This is a genomic window from Agrobacterium sp. 16-172Ci (assembly GCF_053522725.1).
The window spans coordinates 1-17,320 of sequence record NZ_JBNWBW010000008.1 but is presented as its reverse complement, the minus strand read 5'-3'; the positions used below and the strand labels follow the sequence as shown (position 1 = coordinate 17,320).

The 17,320-nt window shown below is 61.2% G+C and carries 18 protein-coding genes; 5 read left to right on the top strand and 13 right to left on the bottom strand.

The window, feature by feature from the left end; genetic code table 11:
- The first annotated feature begins 160 nt into the window (after positions 1–160).
- Together ACQZ40_RS10120 and ACQZ40_RS10115 are read left to right on the top strand one after the other, a co-directional pair.
- Entirely contained in the window at positions 161–880 is a 720-nt protein-coding gene (locus ACQZ40_RS10120) for a sulfite exporter TauE/SafE family protein (RefSeq protein ID WP_448747925.1), read from the top strand.
- Between the two features lie 79 nt (positions 881–959).
- Entirely contained in the window at positions 960–2,093 is a 1,134-nt protein-coding gene (locus ACQZ40_RS10115; protein ID WP_448747875.1) for an alpha-hydroxy acid oxidase, read from the top strand.
- 204 nt (positions 2,094–2,297) lie between these two features.
- Here the strand turns inward: ACQZ40_RS10115 and ACQZ40_RS10110 are convergent, their stop codons facing one another.
- Together ACQZ40_RS10110 and ACQZ40_RS10105 are read right to left on the bottom strand one after the other, a co-directional pair.
- On the bottom strand, positions 2,298–2,642 hold the full coding sequence (locus tag ACQZ40_RS10110) for a DMT family transporter (protein ID WP_003524247.1): 345 nt from the start codon (positions 2,640–2,642) through the stop codon (positions 2,298–2,300).
- Positions 2,639–3,223: a TetR/AcrR family transcriptional regulator gene (locus ACQZ40_RS10105; protein ID WP_080851082.1), complete on the bottom strand. Its 585-nt coding sequence runs from the start codon at positions 3,221–3,223 to the stop codon at positions 2,639–2,641. Before ACQZ40_RS10105 ends, ACQZ40_RS10110 begins: the two co-directional genes overlap by 4 nt.
- A 189-nt stretch (positions 3,224–3,412) precedes the next feature.
- On the opposite strand from ACQZ40_RS10105, the gene ACQZ40_RS10100 reads away from it, so the two are divergent.
- Entirely contained in the window at positions 3,413–4,717 is a 1,305-nt protein-coding gene (locus ACQZ40_RS10100; protein WP_448747924.1) for a serine hydrolase, read from the top strand.
- Between the two features lie 3 nt (positions 4,718–4,720).
- Here ACQZ40_RS10100 and ACQZ40_RS10095 read toward each other — a convergent pair whose 3' ends face one another.
- From ACQZ40_RS10095 to ACQZ40_RS10055, 9 genes are all read right to left on the bottom strand, one after another.
- Positions 4,721–5,464 carry a metallophosphoesterase family protein gene (locus ACQZ40_RS10095; RefSeq protein WP_174036312.1) on the bottom strand — a complete coding sequence of 248 codons (744 nt, stop codon included), beginning with the start codon at positions 5,462–5,464 and terminating at the stop codon, positions 4,721–4,723.
- Positions 5,465–5,469: 5 nt separating this feature from the next.
- Positions 5,470–5,826: a hydroxyisourate hydrolase gene (gene uraH / locus ACQZ40_RS10090; protein ID WP_271045339.1), complete on the bottom strand. Its 357-nt coding sequence runs from the start codon at positions 5,824–5,826 to the stop codon at positions 5,470–5,472.
- Complete coding sequence (locus ACQZ40_RS10085; protein ID WP_080856668.1) at positions 5,823–6,323, bottom strand: ureidoglycolate lyase; 501 nt, start codon at positions 6,321–6,323, stop codon at positions 5,823–5,825. Before ACQZ40_RS10085 ends, uraH begins: the two co-directional genes overlap by 4 nt.
- Before the next feature lie 3 nt (positions 6,324–6,326).
- Positions 6,327–6,689, bottom strand: coding sequence for a HepT-like ribonuclease domain-containing protein (locus ACQZ40_RS10080; RefSeq protein WP_271045338.1), 363 nt, complete (start codon positions 6,687–6,689; stop codon positions 6,327–6,329).
- On the bottom strand, positions 6,686–6,979 hold the full coding sequence (locus ACQZ40_RS10075) for a nucleotidyltransferase family protein (RefSeq protein ID WP_271045337.1): 294 nt from the start codon (positions 6,977–6,979) through the stop codon (positions 6,686–6,688). Before ACQZ40_RS10075 ends, ACQZ40_RS10080 begins: the two co-directional genes overlap by 4 nt.
- 53 nt (positions 6,980–7,032) lie before the next feature.
- Complete coding sequence (gene uraD, locus ACQZ40_RS10070; RefSeq protein WP_448747874.1) at positions 7,033–7,530, bottom strand: 2-oxo-4-hydroxy-4-carboxy-5-ureidoimidazoline decarboxylase; 498 nt, start codon at positions 7,528–7,530, stop codon at positions 7,033–7,035.
- Positions 7,530–8,453, bottom strand: coding sequence for an allantoinase PuuE (puuE, locus tag ACQZ40_RS10065; RefSeq protein ID WP_448747923.1), 924 nt, complete (start codon positions 8,451–8,453; stop codon positions 7,530–7,532). Before puuE ends, uraD begins: the two co-directional genes overlap by 1 nt.
- A 204-nt stretch (positions 8,454–8,657) precedes the next feature.
- Positions 8,658–9,365, bottom strand: coding sequence for a DUF1045 domain-containing protein (locus tag ACQZ40_RS10060; RefSeq protein ID WP_003524263.1), 708 nt, complete (start codon positions 9,363–9,365; stop codon positions 8,658–8,660).
- 96 nt (positions 9,366–9,461) lie between these two features.
- Positions 9,462–10,670, bottom strand: a complete 1,209-nt coding sequence (locus ACQZ40_RS10055) for an NAD(P)/FAD-dependent oxidoreductase (protein ID WP_448747873.1) — start codon at positions 10,668–10,670, stop codon at positions 9,462–9,464.
- On the opposite strand from ACQZ40_RS10055, the gene mnmD reads away from it, so the two are divergent.
- Positions 10,669–11,424, top strand: coding sequence for a tRNA (5-methylaminomethyl-2-thiouridine)(34)-methyltransferase MnmD (mnmD, locus tag ACQZ40_RS10050; protein WP_271045333.1), 756 nt, complete (start codon positions 10,669–10,671; stop codon positions 11,422–11,424). The two genes, ACQZ40_RS10055 and mnmD, sit on opposite strands and share 2 nt — an antisense overlap.
- A gap of 31 nt (positions 11,425–11,455) precedes the next feature.
- Here mnmD and ACQZ40_RS10045 read toward each other — a convergent pair whose 3' ends face one another.
- Positions 11,456–15,127 (bottom strand): response regulator, encoded by a 3,672-nt coding sequence (locus ACQZ40_RS10045; RefSeq protein ID WP_448747872.1) that lies wholly within the window; start codon positions 15,125–15,127, stop codon positions 11,456–11,458.
- A gap of 68 nt (positions 15,128–15,195) precedes the next feature.
- Positions 15,196–15,318 carry a hypothetical protein gene (locus ACQZ40_RS10040; protein ID WP_448747871.1) on the bottom strand — a complete coding sequence of 41 codons (123 nt, stop codon included), beginning with the start codon at positions 15,316–15,318 and terminating at the stop codon, positions 15,196–15,198.
- A gap of 315 nt (positions 15,319–15,633) precedes the next feature.
- Here ACQZ40_RS10040 and ACQZ40_RS10035 point away from each other — a divergent pair, with 315 nt between their 5' ends.
- On the top strand, positions 15,634–17,106 hold the full coding sequence (locus ACQZ40_RS10035; protein ID WP_448747870.1) for a DEAD/DEAH box helicase: 1,473 nt from the start codon (positions 15,634–15,636) through the stop codon (positions 17,104–17,106).
- The last annotated feature ends 214 nt before the right edge of the window (positions 17,107–17,320 follow it).

The window sequence follows — 17,320 nt, the reverse complement described above, 5'->3', positions numbered from 1 at the left end:
TGCCCCCTCATCCGACCCTTCGGGCCACCTTCTCCCCGGCGGGGAGAAGAAGCCGCGCCGAACCCGCTCGCTTCCAATGACAAGCTGACGCCATCCCGGCCGAAATGCAAATGACCTCTGGAGTGCGCCCTTGCCGGATTTAGACACAACCACAATGCTCATGGTCTTCGCGACCTTCACCATCGCGGGCATCGTCAAGGGCGTGACCGGCATGGGACTGCCCACCGTCGCCATGGGCGTGCTCGGCCTGTTCATGCCGCCCGTCCTTGCCGCAGGGCTGCTGATCCTGCCGTCCTTCGTCACCAATATCTGGCAATTGCTGGCCGGGCCGGATTTCAGGGCCATCGTCGCGCGGCTGTGGCCGATGATGATCGCCGTCGCCGCCGGCACCCTTATCGGCATCCGGCTGATGACGGCGGGCACCGGCGTCTGGACCACCTCGGCACTCGGCCTGTGCCTTGCTGCTTACGCGGCCTACAGCCTCTTCGCCAAACCCCTCTCCGTTCCGGCACGGCTGGAATCCAGGCTCTCGCCAGCCATAGGGCTGACAACCGGCCTGCTGACCGGCGGCACCGGAATTTTCGTCGTGCCCGCCGTGCCCTATATCCAGTCGCTCGGTTTCAACCGCGACGATCTCGTGCAGGCGCTCGGCCTTTCCTTCACCGTTTCGACCATTGCACTTGCCGCCGGCCTCGCCTCGCAAGGTGCCTTCCGCGTCGAGCATCTGTCGCTTTCGGCACTCGCCGTGCTGCCCGCGCTTCTCGGCATGTGGGTCGGCCAGAAGATCCGTAACATCGTCAGCCCGGCAACATTCCGGCGCTGGTTCCTCATCTGCCTGCTTTTATTGGGAGCCGAGCTGTTTTTGCGGGCTTTCTGGTGATCCACCCAGTCGATTTTGATGTTGCAACCGTCCCATTCATGTTATGTGAAGCCATCATTCAAATGTGAAGGCTTTATCCATGGGCAAAATCCTGACCATAGCGGACCTGAAGCAACAGGCTCAGCGCCGTGTGCCAAAAATGTTTTTCGACTACGCCGATAGCGGCGCATGGACGGAAAGCACCTACCGCGCCAATGAGGATGATTTTTCCAAGATAAAGCTGCGCCAGCGCGTGCTGGTGGATATGACCGACCGGTCGCTTGCCACAGAAATGGTCGGCGAGAAGGTTTCGATGCCGGTCGCGCTCTCCCCCACCGGCCTGACCGGCATGCAGCACGCCGATGGCGAAATGCTGGCCGCAAAAGCGGCCGAAGAATTCGGCGTGCCTTTCACGCTTTCCACCATGAGCATCTGCTCCATCGAGGATGTCGCTTCCGTCACCTCGAAACCCTTCTGGTTCCAGCTTTACGTGATGAAGGACCGGGACTTCGTCAATAATCTGATCGACCGGGCAAAGGCCGCCGGGTGCTCGGCGCTGGTGCTGACGCTCGACCTGCAAATTCTCGGCCAGCGCCACAAGGATTTGCGCAACGGCCTCTCCGCACCTCCGAAATTCACCCCGAAACACATCTGGCAGATGGCGACCCGGCCGAAATGGTGCATGGACATGGCTCGCACCAAGCGCCGCAGCTTCGGCAACATCGTCGGTCATGCGAAAAATGTCTCCGACCTCTCCTCGCTCTCCTCCTGGACGGCGGAGCAGTTCGATCCGCGCCTGTCGTGGAAGGATGTCGAATGGATCAAGCAGCGCTGGGGCGGCAAGCTGATCCTCAAGGGCATCCTTGACGAGGAAGATGCCCGCGCCTCGCTCGATACCGGCGCCGACGCCATCATCGTCTCCAACCATGGCGGCCGCCAGCTCGACGGCGCACACTCCTCCATCGCCATGCTGCCGAAGATCGTCGATGCCGTCGGCGACAGGGTCGAGGTGCATATGGATGGCGGCATCCGCTCCGGTCAGGATGTGCTGAAAGCCGTGGCGCTCGGCGCCAAAGGCACCTATATCGGCCGTCCCTTCCTCTATGGCCTCGGTGCCGATGGCAAACAGGGCGTGACGACGGCGCTGGAGATCATCCGCAAGGAGATGGATATCAGCATGGCGCTTTGCGGCAAAAGGCTGATTACGGATGTGGACCGCAGCGTTCTGGCGTGATATCAGAAGGGCAGAACTTCCGGCATGGCAACGAGAGCTCGCAGACCTCTCTACCGTCATGCCGGACTAGATCCGGCATCCAGCCGCGGCGCGTCTGCGCCGCGAAAGAGTCTCTCGCGATCAAAGACTTGATCGCGCTGGATCCCGGCTCAAGGCCGGGATGACGGCGGTCGGTATCGCCTTCGCGCTAGACCACCCAGCCCCTCAATGCCCCACCGTCTTCGAAAACACGTTGACGATCACCACCCCCGTCACGATAAACCCGAGACCAACCACGGCGGCGATATCCAGCGCCTGGCGGAACACGAAATAACCGATACCGGAAATCAGCACGATGCCGAGCCCGCTCCAGATCGCATAGGCCACGCCGACCGGCAGCGCCCGCAGCGTGAACGACAGCAGATAAAAGGCCGCACCGTAAAACAGCGCCATCAGCACCGTCGGCAACAGCCGGGTGAACTGCTGCGACTGCTGCAGGAACGAGGTGGCGATGACCTCGCAGACAATGGCCGCGACGAGCGCCCCGTAGGTGAAGATAGCCGCGTTCATTGTTCCATTTCCTTTTTCGTCTGCGCGATCATCCGGGCTCTGAGAGCCGCCCTGTCGCCACCTGCCCTGCCGTCATCGGCCAGAAGATCGGCAAACCAGATACCGTCAGCCGCAAGCCGCACCAGTTCCAATACCACCCCCTCATCCGTTTCCTTATGACGGATGAGACGTCCTTCGAACCAGCTGGTCCACATGCGCCTGAGCGACGGTTCACCGACCATCGACACCGATAACGCCGCCCATTGCCTGCCCGATTCCCGGTCGCGATCGGCGAAAACCGCGTTCACATAGGCCCTCGTGAAGCATCCGTAAGCTTCACAATCCTGTGAGATGAGCGCGTCGATTTCCGCGTCCAGCGCCGAAAGAAGGTCCGCCATCACCGCCTCCAGCAAAGCCTGCTTGGAGGCGAAATGATGAAACAACCCGCCCTTCGTAACTCCCGCCGCATCCGCCACCGCCTGCACGGAAAGTGCTGCAACACCCTGTTCGGCAGCGAGTTTCGCCGCGCAATCGAGAAGACTGCGGCGAACGATCTCAGGCTGCTTTTTCCGTTCATGTGCATTTTTCATGTTTCGAAACATACCGTACGGTTGGTTTCTTTGCAAGGAAATTGTGAGGCCTGCCGCTGGCTTGAAATTCATACTTAATTAAGCATGAAAGCGATCTCTAAAGTTTTAGCGGTTTTGTTGCCGGAAAGTGTCAGTAAAACTTCGCTCATCGCGGCGGCCGAACAAAAGGGGTGGACTATGTCGGGAACGATCAAACGGGGAATGGCGGGCGCATGGGTCTTCGCACTCGCCTTCTTTTGCGCGATCCTCTCATTGCAGGCATCGCCTGCGCAGGCCGGCTACGCCCACTTCATCATGGACGCCAATACCGGCAAGGTTCTGGCCGCCCGCAATGCCGATGTGCTGAACCACCCGGCCTCGCTCACCAAGATGATGACGCTTTACATGACCTTCGAGGCGCTGCATGCCGGCCGGCTTCGCTGGGACCAGAAGATAAAGATGTCCAAGAACGGTGCGGCCGTTATCCCCTCGAAGCTTTATGTGCGCCAGGGGCAGACCTTCACCGTGCGCGAGGCGGTCTACGGCATGATCGTCAAATCCGCCAATGACATGGCGGAAGGCATGGGCGATCATCTCGGCGGCTCCGAGGCTAGGTTCGCCGAGATGATGACCCGCAAGGCCCGCCAGCTCGGCATGACGAAAACGGTGTTCCGCAACGCTTCCGGCCTGCCCAGCAAATCGCAGGTGACCACGGCGCGCGACATGGCGAAACTCGGCCTGGCGCTGCAGCGCGACTTTCCCAAGGAATACGATCTCTTCGCCATGGAATCCTTCAGCTTCCGGGGAAAACGCATTCGTGGCCATAACAATCTGATGTATCGCTATCAGGGCATGGACGGCATCAAGACCGGTTATACCAATGCTTCCGGCTTCAATCTCGTCAGCGCCGTCAATCACAATGGTCGCCGCGTCGTCGGCGTCGTGCTGGGCGGCAAGACCGCGCGCAGCCGCGATGCGCAGATGGCCGCCCTTCTGGACAAGGCCGTGCCGCAGGCATCGAGAAGCCGCAACACCGAACAGCTCGTCGCCAGCGCCAATGTCAGCCGCACCTTTGCTGTGACGCCCGCAGCCGCGCCCGCCGCCTCAGTACCGCCCGCTTCCGTACCATTGCCGATGTTCGCCGAACGCCGCCAGGATCCGGTCGCCATGCAGATCGCCACGGCGAATAACCAGATGGCCGACATGATGCAGGTTTCGGCCATCCCACGGCCGGCTCCCGCGGCAGCCTCCACCAGCCAGCCCACGGGCCAGAGAAGCCGCTGGGAAGTGCAGATCGCCGCCACCGACAGCGAAGCCGCCGCCCGCTCGCTGCTTGCCAATGCTCGCTCCAACATCGCCGGAAATTATGCCGGGATCGCTCCCTACACCGAAGCGGTGCAAAGCGGATCGGCAACCCTCTACCGCGCCCGTTTCACCGGCTTCGAAGACCAGTCTTCGGCGGTTTCCGCCTGCAAGGAACTGAAGGCGCAATCTTATTCCTGCGTGGTGATGACCAGCGAGGGGTGAGGATCAGCGCTTGAGCCAGCCACCGGCCAAGGCTTCGGCCAGATGCGGCATGCCGTTGACCTTCGCCATCTCGGCCATGGCCATATTGTCGTAACGGATGTTGCGGAAATAGACCTGCCAGCCGCGCCCGGTCTCTTCCAGCACGGCATAGGTGGCAAGCGGGTGGCCGGCCTCGACGTGATGGTCGAAAGGCGTGTCGTCCTTCCAGCCGGGGCAGCCGACGCTGCCGGGATTGACGATCAGCCGGCCGTCGGAAAGCTGCACGGTGCGGGGAATATGGGTATGGCCACACAGCATCAGCGGCTGGGTGATGCCTTCCGCCATGGCTTCGATTTCGGCCAGCGGCCGCAATTTCAGAACGCCTTCCGGCGACAGCGTTTCCAGCCAATATTCCAGATCGTCACGCGGCGAGCCGTGGCAGCAATAAGCGACATCCTTGAACACCATGCTGAATGGCAGCGTTTGCAGCCAGTCCAGATGGGCGGCGCTCAGCTGCGCATGCGCCGGCCTCTCCCAGCTCCCCATCTCCTCCGGCGCGCGCTCGATCAGTTCGCGATCATGGTTGCCGCGAATGCTGGGAATCCAGTTGCCAACAAGCACATCGCCGGTAAACCCCGCTTCCAGCGGGCCGCTGAAACAATCGCCGAGATTGACGATGTCCTTGATGCCAAGCCTCGCGATATCCTCCAGCACGGCTTCAAGCGCGGCGCAGTTTCCATGAATATCGGCAATCGCGGCAAAGATCATGGCAATCAGCTTCCTCGATAGGTGGAATAGCTATAGGGCGAAAGCAGAAGCGGCACATGGTAATGGCCGCTCTCATCGGCAATGCCGAAGCGGATCGGGATAATATCGAGAAAGGCCGGCTCCGGCAGCACAACACCCTTGCCGCGCAGATAATCGCCGGCATGGAAAACCAGCTCATATTCCCCGGCCCTGAAACTGTCGCCGACGAGCAGAGGCCCGCCATCGACACGGCCGTCGCTATTGGTCTTCACTGTCTTCAGCTTCTCGCGGCGATCGCCGGAGAGCCGGTAGAGCTCGATCGTCAGTCCTTCTGCGGGCGTGCCATGGGCGGCATCGAGGACATGGGTGGTCAAACCGGTCATGGCTTGGGCTCCGCGATCATATAGGGCTTGTCGAAAAAATACTCTTCCAGATTGTTACCCGGCCCATCACGGTCGGCAACCAGAAAATCCGAAACCGCCTGCAACGGCATAAGTGGATAGTGCCAGACATTGCGGCGATAATTCACGCCCTGATCGCCCCGCGCCAGAAACACCTGCGGCCGGCCGGGCCGGCCGCCGTCGTCATCGGCGACGACCACGAGGAAGGGTCGGCCGGAAAGCGGTGAAAAACTCTGGCTGCCGAGCGGATGCCGTTCCATCATCTCGATTTCATGCGGAAAGGCCCGCGGCTGCCCGCGGAAAATATTGAGGATGACCCGCGCACCCTCACCCGCCGCCTCCGGTGCTGCAAGCGCATGATGCCGCTCCGTCTGGCCGCCATTGATATGCCGCATGGAAGAGGGTGTCGTTTCGATCACATCGCCGAAGGATGCGAAAGCCTCTTTGGTAAGAGGTTTTATGTCGAGAAAATCAGTCAAATGTCATTCACCTTGGGCATGCCAGTTTCGCAGAAGAGAGAGTTTGTCCAGAAGGTCCGGTATCGCCGTCTGTGTCGTATCCCAGACCGTTTCAAGATTGATGCTCATATAGCCATGCGCGATCCTGTTTCGCATGCCGCGCATCTTGACCCACGGAATATCGGGAAAATCCGCCACGAAAGCGGGAAACTCTTCCATTATCCGCGCGGTCGTTTCGCCGATAATCAGAAGGTTCATCGCTACCGCCCGTTGGCGGACGAGATCAGCCAAAAATTCATCCTTCGTTTTCAGTCGAACGAAGTCGATGGTTTCCGAAGCAACCTGCCTGATATCCTGAAGATAAACCTGCAGCCGCTCGACGCTCATACAGGCTTCGCTTCCTGCAGAACCTTCACACGGACGCGCTCGGGAAAGTCCCCTGGCGTCAGCAGATGAATGTCTGTGCCGCGCATGATGGCCGATAGCTCTTCCAGCAAACCGCCGAGATCGAACAATGTCGTACCCGGCAGCGCATCCACCAGAATGTCGAGATCGCTGTCCGGCCGGTCCTCGCCACGGGCGACGGAGCCGAACACGCGCGGGTTTGCCGCGTTGAAGCGTTTCGTCGCTTCGCGGATCGCTTCCCTGTTCTTTTCCAGCACCTCGGAAGGTCTCATGATCTTCATCTCCAGACAGCGCGATTCTAGCAGAACGGCCACCACTCGCCAATTCAGTCTTCCGGCAACATCGCGGAAAGGCGCAGCCAGGCGATCTTCTCCACCTGCGCCGTCGCCGTCTCAAATTCTTCGGCTGCACCGTTGCCGATGCGCGTCTCGAAGGCGGAAAGAATATCGTGCCTGTTCAGCCCCTTGACCGCGATGATGAAAGGAAAGCCGAATTTTTCGGTATAGGCGCTGTTCAACGCGGTAAAACGGGCGTGCTCTTCCGGGGTAAGGCGGTCCAGCCCCGCACCGGCCTGTTCGTTGCGGCTGTCGGCCGTCAACTCGCCCGCAATCGCCAGCTTGCCGGCAAGATCGGGATGCGCCCGCAATACGCCGAGCCTTTCCGCCTCGGAAGCGGCGCGAAACTGCGCGCTAAGCGCGGCGTGAACCGCCTTCGCCGTCAGTTCCAGGCCGGCTCCGCCCGCGTCATAGGCCCGTTCGGCGATGAAGGGCGAATGTTCGAACACGCCGCCGAAACGGCTGACAAAGTCCTCACGCGTCACCATCAAAGCACCTCCGGCTTATGATGTTCATGCCAGTGACGGGCAATCTCGATGCGCTGCGGGATCCACACTTTCTCATGGCCGAGCACATATTCGATGAAACGGCGAAGTGCCGCCGCGCGGCCGGGGCGGCCGACAAGACGGCAATGCAGGCCGACGCTCATCATCTTCGGCGCGCCCTCGACGCCTTCCTGATAAAGCACATCGAAAGCATCCTTCAGATAGGTGAAGAACTGGTCGCCGGAATTGAAGCCCTGCGGTGTGGCGAAACGCATATCGTTGGTTTCGAGCGTATAGGGAATGATCAGGAACGGCTCGTCCTTCGCACCCTTCACCCAATAGGGCAGATCGTCGGCATAGGAGTCCGACGAATAGAGGAAACCGCCCTCTTCCATGACAAGGCGCAGCGTATTGTCCGAAGGCTTGCCCTGATACATGCCGTAAGGACGCTCGCCGGTAACCTCCGTGTGCAGACGCACGGCTTCGACTATATGCTTGCGCTCTTCTTCTTCGGAAAAATCCTTATATTCCAGCCAGCGGTAACCGTGGCTTGCGATTTCCCAGCCCGCTTCCTTCATCGCCGCGACGGCTTCCGGGTTGCGGGCCATGGCGGCGGTCACGCCATAAACGGTGGTGGTGACGCCAAGACTGGTGAACATGCGCCACAGCCGCCAGAAGCCGGCGCGCGAGCCATATTCATAGATCGATTCCATGTTCAGGTTGCGCTGGCCGGGCCAGGGCTGGGCGCCGACGATTTCCGACAGCAGCGATTCCGAAGCCTTGTCATTGTCGAGAATGCAGCTCTCGCCGCCCTCCTCGTAATTGATGACGAATTGCACGGCGATGCGCGCGCCGCCCGGCCATTTCGGATCGGGAACATTGCGGCCATAGCCCACCAGATTGCGGGAGTAGTTTTCGGAAATCATGCAGCCACCCAGAACATCTCTCCCAAGGCGGAAACCGATTTCGGGAGACATAAAACAGATCTCCGAAGCGCGATGACCCGGAAGGGGCGCAACACACACTTCAGATATGCGATATCCGAACGGTAGCATCCGCATCCGGAATGTCGAGATCAATCTTGCCGACATTCCGATGCTTTTTTGTATACGATTGCGCCAACGCGCTCGTCAGGCTATCTTTCGGGCGGAAACACGGCCCATGGGGTGAAGCGAGTGTACCCGGAAAGGCGCACCCGGTTCATCCTCGATGAAAAGCGCAAGGCTGGAAAACTGCAGGGATCGGGTCAGCAGCGGCTCAAAAACCTTGCGCACGGCCCGCTCTATCCTCTGGCTGCTGGAAGCTTCCACACCGCCCGTCAGGGACATCTGGAACCGGAACTCATCCATCACATGTGGGCTGCCCCAGCGATGCAGATTGGTGAGCTGGGAGGCCGAAAGCCGGTCCGGATCCGCCCGCTCGATTTCCGCGTCGGAGAGCGGCGCCCGGTAACGGTCGAATTCCTGCACCACGCGGGCGGCAAAGAAATGCAGCACTTCGCAGGGGCGCTCGGGAACGAGGCTGAAGACATTCTCCTGCCTTGCCACCACCAGTTGCGGCAGCGTGAAGGGCTCCTGCCTGCCGGAAAAATACATCAGGTCACGCAGAAGTGCCGCCTCGGAATGGCCCTCCGCAAGACGGAAGGGAGCCTTGATCGTGCCGTGGAAACCGTAACGGCGCGGCAGGGCCGTATGGTAGGAAATCTCCTGCATGCCGAGATCGATCATGCCCGGCGGCTCCACCGCCTGACCGGAATAGGCATCGCGCCCCAACCATGCGGCAGCCGCCTGCGTCAGGGGGTCATTGGGGGAAGGCGTGAAATGAATGGCGTATCGCATGCACTGTCACCTCGCCGCAAATGCGGACAAACCGGCCTCGTTGCAGGCCAGCAAATAAGTGATTTGCGTGACAGATTAACGACGTGGGCGGCCTGATCAGAACTTTCTAAAGTCCGCGGCGGCGATACTCACGTGTTGTTGAAGGTGAAAGCCCGAGGGGATGACAGGCGTGTGACCGCACACGGTCTGCAACGCCGCGTCGGCGAGAAAATGCGCAAGCCCGAAGCTGACCTTGAAGCCGCCGGTCAGCGCAACGAGCCTCGGATGGCCGGGGATCGTGCCCACCATCGGGTCCCTCCCCACCGCCTTTGGGCGAAGCCCGGCCCAACGTTCCAGCACCGGCGCGCGGATAAGCGAGGGAACAACGGCAGACGCATCGGCAAGCAGTTTTTCGAGCTTTTCATCGGTACTGAAGGGATCGGAAAAACAATCTTCGCTGGTACTGCCGATCGCGACCGTGCCATCCTCATGCGGCACGATATAAAGACCGTTCAGGAACACGACCGGCATCGCCGGATCGGCTGCCGCGTCGAGAAGTGCTGCCTGCCCCTTTACCGCCTGCCCCAGCGTCACACCGGCCTCCAGGCCGAGGGCAGCGCGGATCAGGGGGAAGGCACCATGGCCGTTGGCGACGATGACATGGCCGAAAGAAACCTCATCGCCCGACGACAGCACCGCCCGCCCGGCATCCGCGTCGAGCGAAAGAACGCGGCAACCTTCCGCCAGCCGCACATGCCGCGCCTTGCCGAGAAAAGCCGAAAGAAGGGCGATCATCGCACGTGGCGAGACCCGCGCCGCCAGCGTATCGAACACGAAACCCGCCTCACCCGCCGCATCATCCACCCAGCCCGCCACCGAAGGCCTGTCGCCGACACGCCAATGGAACCGGCGCTCGCCCGACACCCAGTTCTCCAGCGCATCCCGTTCGTGCCGTTCGGCAATGGCGCGCAGATGCGGCTTCGGCAGCGGAATGATACGGCCTGAGCGGCGATAGCCGGCGGAAAGCCCGGTTTCCGCCTCCAGCCCGGCAATCTCTTTTTCCAGCGCAATGAGCGCATCGAACTGGAATTGCTTCTTGTCCGACCAGCGGTCCGGCATATGCGGCATCAATGCGCCCAGCAGCCCGCCGCTGGCGCCGCCGCCGGGGCGATCCGCCTCCACCAGCAATGTATCGATGCCGAGCCGTTCCGCCTTGACGGCGGCCCACAGCCCCATGATGCCGCCGCCGACGATGAGAAGCGGCACGGAAGCCGGCAATCTTGGAGATTGACCCTGTTCGAAAGCGGGATTATCGGCTTTAGCCATGAAACATTCCAACGAAAATATCACAGAGACCGGCGCAGCGGCCGGTTCACCGGCCGGGGAAACCCCCACCGCGCTCGACTGGCGTGACGGGGATATGCCCTATTCACTGGCCTTTGACGACCATTTTTATTGTCAGACGGACGGCAGGCTGGAATGCGGCCATGTCTTCCTCTCCGGAAACGGCCTGCCAGAGCGTTGGCTCGAACAGGAGGGCCCCTTCCGCATCGGCGAACTAGGCTTCGGCACCGGGCTTAACCTCTGCGAGACATGGCGCCAGTGGAAAGAGATGCGCAACGGCCGCTCCACACTGCATTTCATCTCCTTCGAACTCTACCCGATGAAGGCGGAGGAAATCGACCGGGCGCTTTCCCGCTGGCCGGAGGTGGATGCCGAACGCAAGGCGCTCACCGCCCTCTGGCCCGCCGAGCCGAAAGGACGGGTCGAAATCCAGCTCGATGACGAAACGCGCCTGACGGTGGTCTGTGGCGAAGCGCTCGCCGGCATTTCCGCAAGCGAGGAAAGTTTCGACGCCTGGTTTCTCGATGGCTTCGCACCCGCGCGCAATCCGGACATGTGGTCGCTGGAAATCATGCAGGCGCTTTTCGCAAAGACGGCGCCTGGCGGCACATTCGCCACCTATGCCGCCGCCGGCTTCGTTCGCCGCAACCTCATCGCCGCCGGTTTTGAGCTGGAGCGCCGGAAAGGTTTTGCCGGAAAGCGGGAAATGCTCTGTGGGACCAAACCGTTCGGCTGACGCGAAGCACAGCGATGTTTCGGTCGAAAAGTCACACGCCCGGCACGTCGCGGCGCGGCATGTTTTCGCCCAGCCATTGCGCGATCTTGTCTTCGAGCGTTTCCGGGCTGATGGGCTTCGACAGATAATCATCCATGCCCGCCTCCAGGCATAGTTCCCGATCCGCCTCCTGCGTATGGGCGGTAACGCCGATGATCGGCACATGCCGGCCGTCGGCGGCGGTCCGTTCCGCGGCGCGGATGGCCTGCGTCGCCTGATGTCCGTTCATGACCGGCATCGAAACATCCATCAGGATGATGGCGGGATTGTTCTCCTGCCACGCCTGCACGGCCTTCTTGCCATTGCCGACGATCAGAAAGCGCAGACCCGCCTGCTGCAATATCTGGGTGAAGACAATCTGATTGACGTCATTGTCCTCGGCCACCAGCACATCGACAAGGCTCGGCCGATGCCGCGCCAGCACCGCCGTCGATGCGGCATCGCGCTGCTTTCTTTCGGCGGAGCCTCTTTCCGGCAGGACGGCGCCATCACCCAGACCGTCACGCGGGGCCGGAGTTTGCCGGGCGCGTTTCAGCCGCACATCGCGCACCACATCGAAGAGGGTGGAGCGCAGGAGCCGCGCCCGCGCCGGCTTCATCAGATGCGCCTGCACATTGAGATCGGTGAACAGCGTCTCGTCGCCGACGACATCCATGGAGGTCAGGAAAACAATGGCGATGTCGTCAAAGCGCGCATCCGCCCGGATCCGCTCCACCACATCCAGCCCGTTCATCACAGGCATATGATAATCGAGAACGATGGCGTCGATGGAAAAACCGAGCGACGCCGCCTCCTCAAGCACGGCGATGCCGGAAGGCCCATCCTCCACCGCGTGGCCATCTATGCCCCAACTGCGCAACTGCTCCGTCAATATGCGGCGATTGACGTCGTTATCGTCGATGACGAGCACGCGGATATCTTCGATCGCCACGGAAAGAAGCGGGAGGTCGCGCTGTCTCTCGGTCACCTGAAACGGAATATTGACCTCGAAGGTCGATCCCCTGCCGACATCGCTGACGACCTTGATCGTGCCGTCGAACAGGCCGACCAGACCGACCGTGATCGCCAGCCCCAGCCCCGTTCCCTCGTGCCGACGCGTGGCGGAACCGTCGACCTGGCTGAACTTGTCGAAGATGGTTTCGAGCTTGTCGGCCGGAATGCCGATGCCGCTGTCTTCGACGCGCAGTGACAGGATGGCCTCGGAGGCTTCCGCCGAACGCGCCGAAAGCTCGACCAGCACATGCCCCATTTCGGTGAACTTGACGGCGTTTCCAACGATATTGGTGACGATCTGCCGAAAGCGGCCGGCATCGCCGATGACCTTGCCGAAGACAGAAGCATCGATCCGAACGATCAGCTCTATGTCCTTTTCCAGCGCCGCCGAGGACAGCAGCGACACCACATCCTCGACCGCCTCCGCCGGATCGAAGGGCACGCTGCGCAGCCTCATCTGCCCGGCCTCGATCTTCGAGAAATCGAGAATGTCGTTGATGATCGTCAGAAGCGCATTGCCGGATTTGACGATGATATCGGTAAAGGTCTTCTGGCGCGTATCGAGATTGGACTTGGCCAGAAGCTCCGCCATGCCGAGAACGCCGTTCATCGGCGTGCGGATTTCATGGCTCATATTGGCCAGGAATTCCGATTTGGCCCGATCCGCCGCTTCAGCACGCGATAGCAGCCGCTGCAATTCCTCTTCACGCAGCTTCATCTCGGTCACATCGGTGACGATGATGAGCCAGTAATTGCCGGAACTGTTGGTGGCCTCCAGATTGAGCCAGCTTTTGCCGGCGACATGGATGAGCCAGGAAAACGGCCGGTTGGCGGCGATATTCTCCCTCCAGGCGCGCAGCGTCTCCGCAGCCTCCCCGGCCGTGCCGAAATCGCCGCGCCCGGCGCAATGGGCGAAGAAACCAGACCAGTTGCAGCCCTTTTCCAGAAGATGCGGCGGCACGTCGAACATGCGCGCCATCGCCTCGTTGGACATGATGATCGTGCCCTGCTCGACCAGCACCAGCCCCTGCGCCATGGCGCGCGTGGCGCCCTGCATATATTCGCCGACCCGCTCCAGTTCGGCCTTCGCCTTGCTGATCTCAACATCGCGCATGCGCACATCGGTGACGTCGGCATAGGTGCTGAGGATTTTCCCGCCTTCGAGCCGGGTTTTCGAAATCACCGTGACCTTGCCGCTTTTGCTGCGCACCTCGCGGGGCGCAAAGACCTCCTCCTTCAGAAGCCGCTGCACCCGCTCGCCATAGACCTCATCGAAAGGCCTGTCGCCATAGTCATAAAGGCCGCTGTCGAAATTCATCTCCATGAATTCGCGATAACTTTTGCCGACAAGCGACTTCTCGCCGCCGATCTCGCCCCAGACCTCATAAAAGAACGGATTGACATATTCGATGACGAGATCGGCGCTGAGCAGCAGCACGCCCACCGGCAGGGCATGCAGAACCGCTTCAAGCTGGCGGTGCAGCGCCTCAGCCTCGGCCTGCGCGGCGATCAGCGCCTTTTCCCGGTCCTGCAACAGGCTGGCATCGGTGACCGAGCCCACCAGATAATAGTCGTCATCCGGCGTCGCGACCCGGCCGAGCCTTGTGATAACGGGAATGGCGCCGCCATCCGCAAGCGGAACGCTTCCGGTCTTTTCAATGGCTTCCCCGGTTCGCAGAATATGCTCGTTTTCCCGCTGGAACTGCGGGCCTTCCTCCGGAAACATCTCGCATTCGGTCTTGCCGATATGGTCGGCGAGGCTGCCGCCCAGAAATTTCTCATAGGCCGCATTGGCAAAGGTCAGGCGCCTGTCCTGATCCCGCAGGAACACGCCGACCGGCAATTGCTCAAGCGCGGCGCGCAGAAGCCAGGTCTCGCGGATTTGCGTGCTCAGAAGCGTCTCATGCGCCTTGAACTCGGTGACATCCACCCGCAGCCCCACCAGCATGCCGTTTTCCAGCCGCTTGTTGACCATGCGCACCCAGCGACCATCGGCAAACTGCTCCACCCTTTCGAGATAGGGCAGGGAAAAATCCCGCAGCTGCTCCTGCATCCACCCTTCGAACGCCGGATCGCCGGCCTTCGCATCGCGGTAGCCGCTCGAAAAATAAATCGCCCTCATCAGCGTCTCGAGCGGGACGCCGGCCTTCAGGTCGACACCGAGCGCGCTGTAGAATTCCCTGAAGCGGGTATTGCAGTAGACCAGCCGGTTTTCGCTGTCATAAATCACGATACCCGCATCGACGAGATCGATCACGCCGCTGCCGAACAGCAGCTCCGAAGCGCTGTCGGCTTGCGGAAAAACCTCCACGGCGGCGGACGGCATATCCTCGAACGCTTCGAACAGGAACAGATTGCCGTCGTCACCGGTGAAACGTTCGCAGCGAAGCGTGTATGGCCCGGACGCGCCCCCACCATGGCAGGCAATCATCTCATCCGTGGCGAAGACCAGCGAGCGGCGCTCCCTGTCCTCACGCTCGGCATCGCGAATATCGGCGGAAAGGGAAAGGCTGGTGTGTCCCTTGAATGCCCCGGGCGGGCGCCCCATAATCCGGGCATAGGCGGAATTGACCGCGATATAGCGAAGTTCGCTGTCCTTGATGCACGCGGGCAGGTCCAGGGCGGCAACGGCCCTGCAAGCCTTTTCCAGCAACCCGCAGCCTTCGGTCAATCGATACTCCACACCTTGCAGTCCATTTCTGTCGAATCAAATATTTCCGGACGCCGTCGCAAAAAACGTTATGTGAGAAAATCGATCTTTGCTATGTATCCGACGGTGTCGTTACCCTTTTTTAACCATAATTCTTCGCTGGCGCCCGCGCCGTCCTGGCAATCGCCGGCTACCCCACGCATGGCTGCCATGCGCCCTCCAGCGGCGGCATTACAAAACTATCGCTTGACTTTGAAGCGCAAAACGCCCACATGGCCCTCAAGCTTTCACCTTCGGCAGCCGCGTGAGCTGCAGCGTATGACCGGAAAGACGTCCTTAAAATAAGGAATCTGGCCCGCATGAAGGAAAAGCGCAGAGAATACAGAAGACGGCATGTGCCGCACTGATGCGCAGAAAGTTATTCCAACCCACAAGTTCCCAATTCACGCGGGGTTCTTGACGCCGAAACCGCCGGACAGCAGCCCTGTTCCGGACGATTGGTTTTTGGCGCCCCGAAAGGCATTATATTGACCAGTTTTAGCGAACTCGGCCTCTCCGAAAAGATCGTGGCCAGCGTTACCCAGCTTGGCTATACGACCCCTACTCCCATTCAGGCAAAGGCCATTCCGCTGCTGCTCGAAGGCCGTGACCTGATCGGCCTCGCACAGACCGGCACCGGCAAGACCGCCGCTTTCGGCCTGCCCATCATCGAAATGCTGATGAAGCAGGCGGACCGCCCGGCAAACCGCACCTGCCGCACGCTCATCCTCGCCCCCACCCGCGAGCTGGTGAACCAGATCGGCGAAAACCTGCGCTCCTTCGTGAAGAAGACGCCGCTGCGCATCAACCAGGTGGTTGGCGGCGCATCGATCAACAAGCAGCAGCTCCAGCTCGAAAAGGGCACGGATATTCTGGTGGCGACCCCCGGCCGCCTGCTGGATCTCATCGCCCGCAACGCCATCTCGCTCTCCAAGGTCACCTATCTGGTGCTCGATGAAGCGGACCAGATGCTCGATCTCGGCTTCATCCACGATCTGCGCAAGATTTCGAAGATGGTGCCGGCCAAGCGCCAGACGCTGCTCTTCTCGGCCACCATGCCGAAGGCGATCGCCGATCTCGCCCACAGCTACCTGACCGATCCGCTCAAGGTGGAAGTGACCCCGCCCGGCAAGGCAGCCGACAAGGTGGAGCAATATGTTCACTTCGTCGCCGGCAAGAACGACAAGACCGAGCTTCTGAAGAAGTCGCTCAACGAAAACCCGGATGGCCGCGCCATCGTGTTCCTGCGCACCAAGCACGGCGCCGAGAAGCTCTACAAGCATCTCGAACATATCGGCTTCAAGGTCGCCTCCATCCACGGCAACAAGAGCCAGGGCCAGCGCGAGCGCGCTCTCAAGGGCTTCAAGGATGGCGAGATCAAGGTGCTGGTGGCAACCGACGTCGCTGCCCGCGGCATCGACATTCCGGCCGTCACCCACGTCTTCAACTATGACCTGCCGGAAGTGCCCGACGCCTATGTTCACCGCATCGGCCGTACCGCCCGCGCCGGCCGCGACGGCATCGCCATTGCGTTTTGCGCCCCGGACGAAACCCGCCTGCTGCACGACATCGAAAAGCTGATGAAGATCGATATTCCGGTCGCCTCCGGCGAGCGCCCGGCCGGTCTTGCGAGCCCAACGCGCCCCAACAACAACCGCGGCGGCCGCAACAACAATGGCGGCCATCAGCGTGGTCCCCGCGAAGGCGGCCGTCACAACGGCGAATCCCGCCCGTCGCGCCACCACGCACCGCGCGAAGCGGACAACGATCTTGAAGTCACCTCCGACTTCAAGCGCGTCAAGCAGGCTGAAGGCGACGCAGGCCGCCCGGCCGGCCCGCGCAAGCAACGTCGCCCGGCCCGCAAGCCCGGCGGCAGCGGCGCCAACCGCCACGCCCCTGCCGGCGGCAACGGCCAGGAAAAGCGCGCTTCCGGCAACGGCCATCGCGGCCGTAACCGCTAAGTTGCTCTAATAGATTAAGGACGCCCGGCATTGCCGGGCGTTTCTTCTCCCCGAGGGGGAGAAGGTGGCCCGAAGGGCCGGATGAGGGGGTACCCTCTCCGAATATCGCTACTCTTGCCCCCTTGTAACTTGATTTCGCCGCGCTGTGCTATTGTCGCTTGTGCGGTGGCGGATGGAAGACCGATCCCCCCTGGGGACATTGATCCCGTGGATG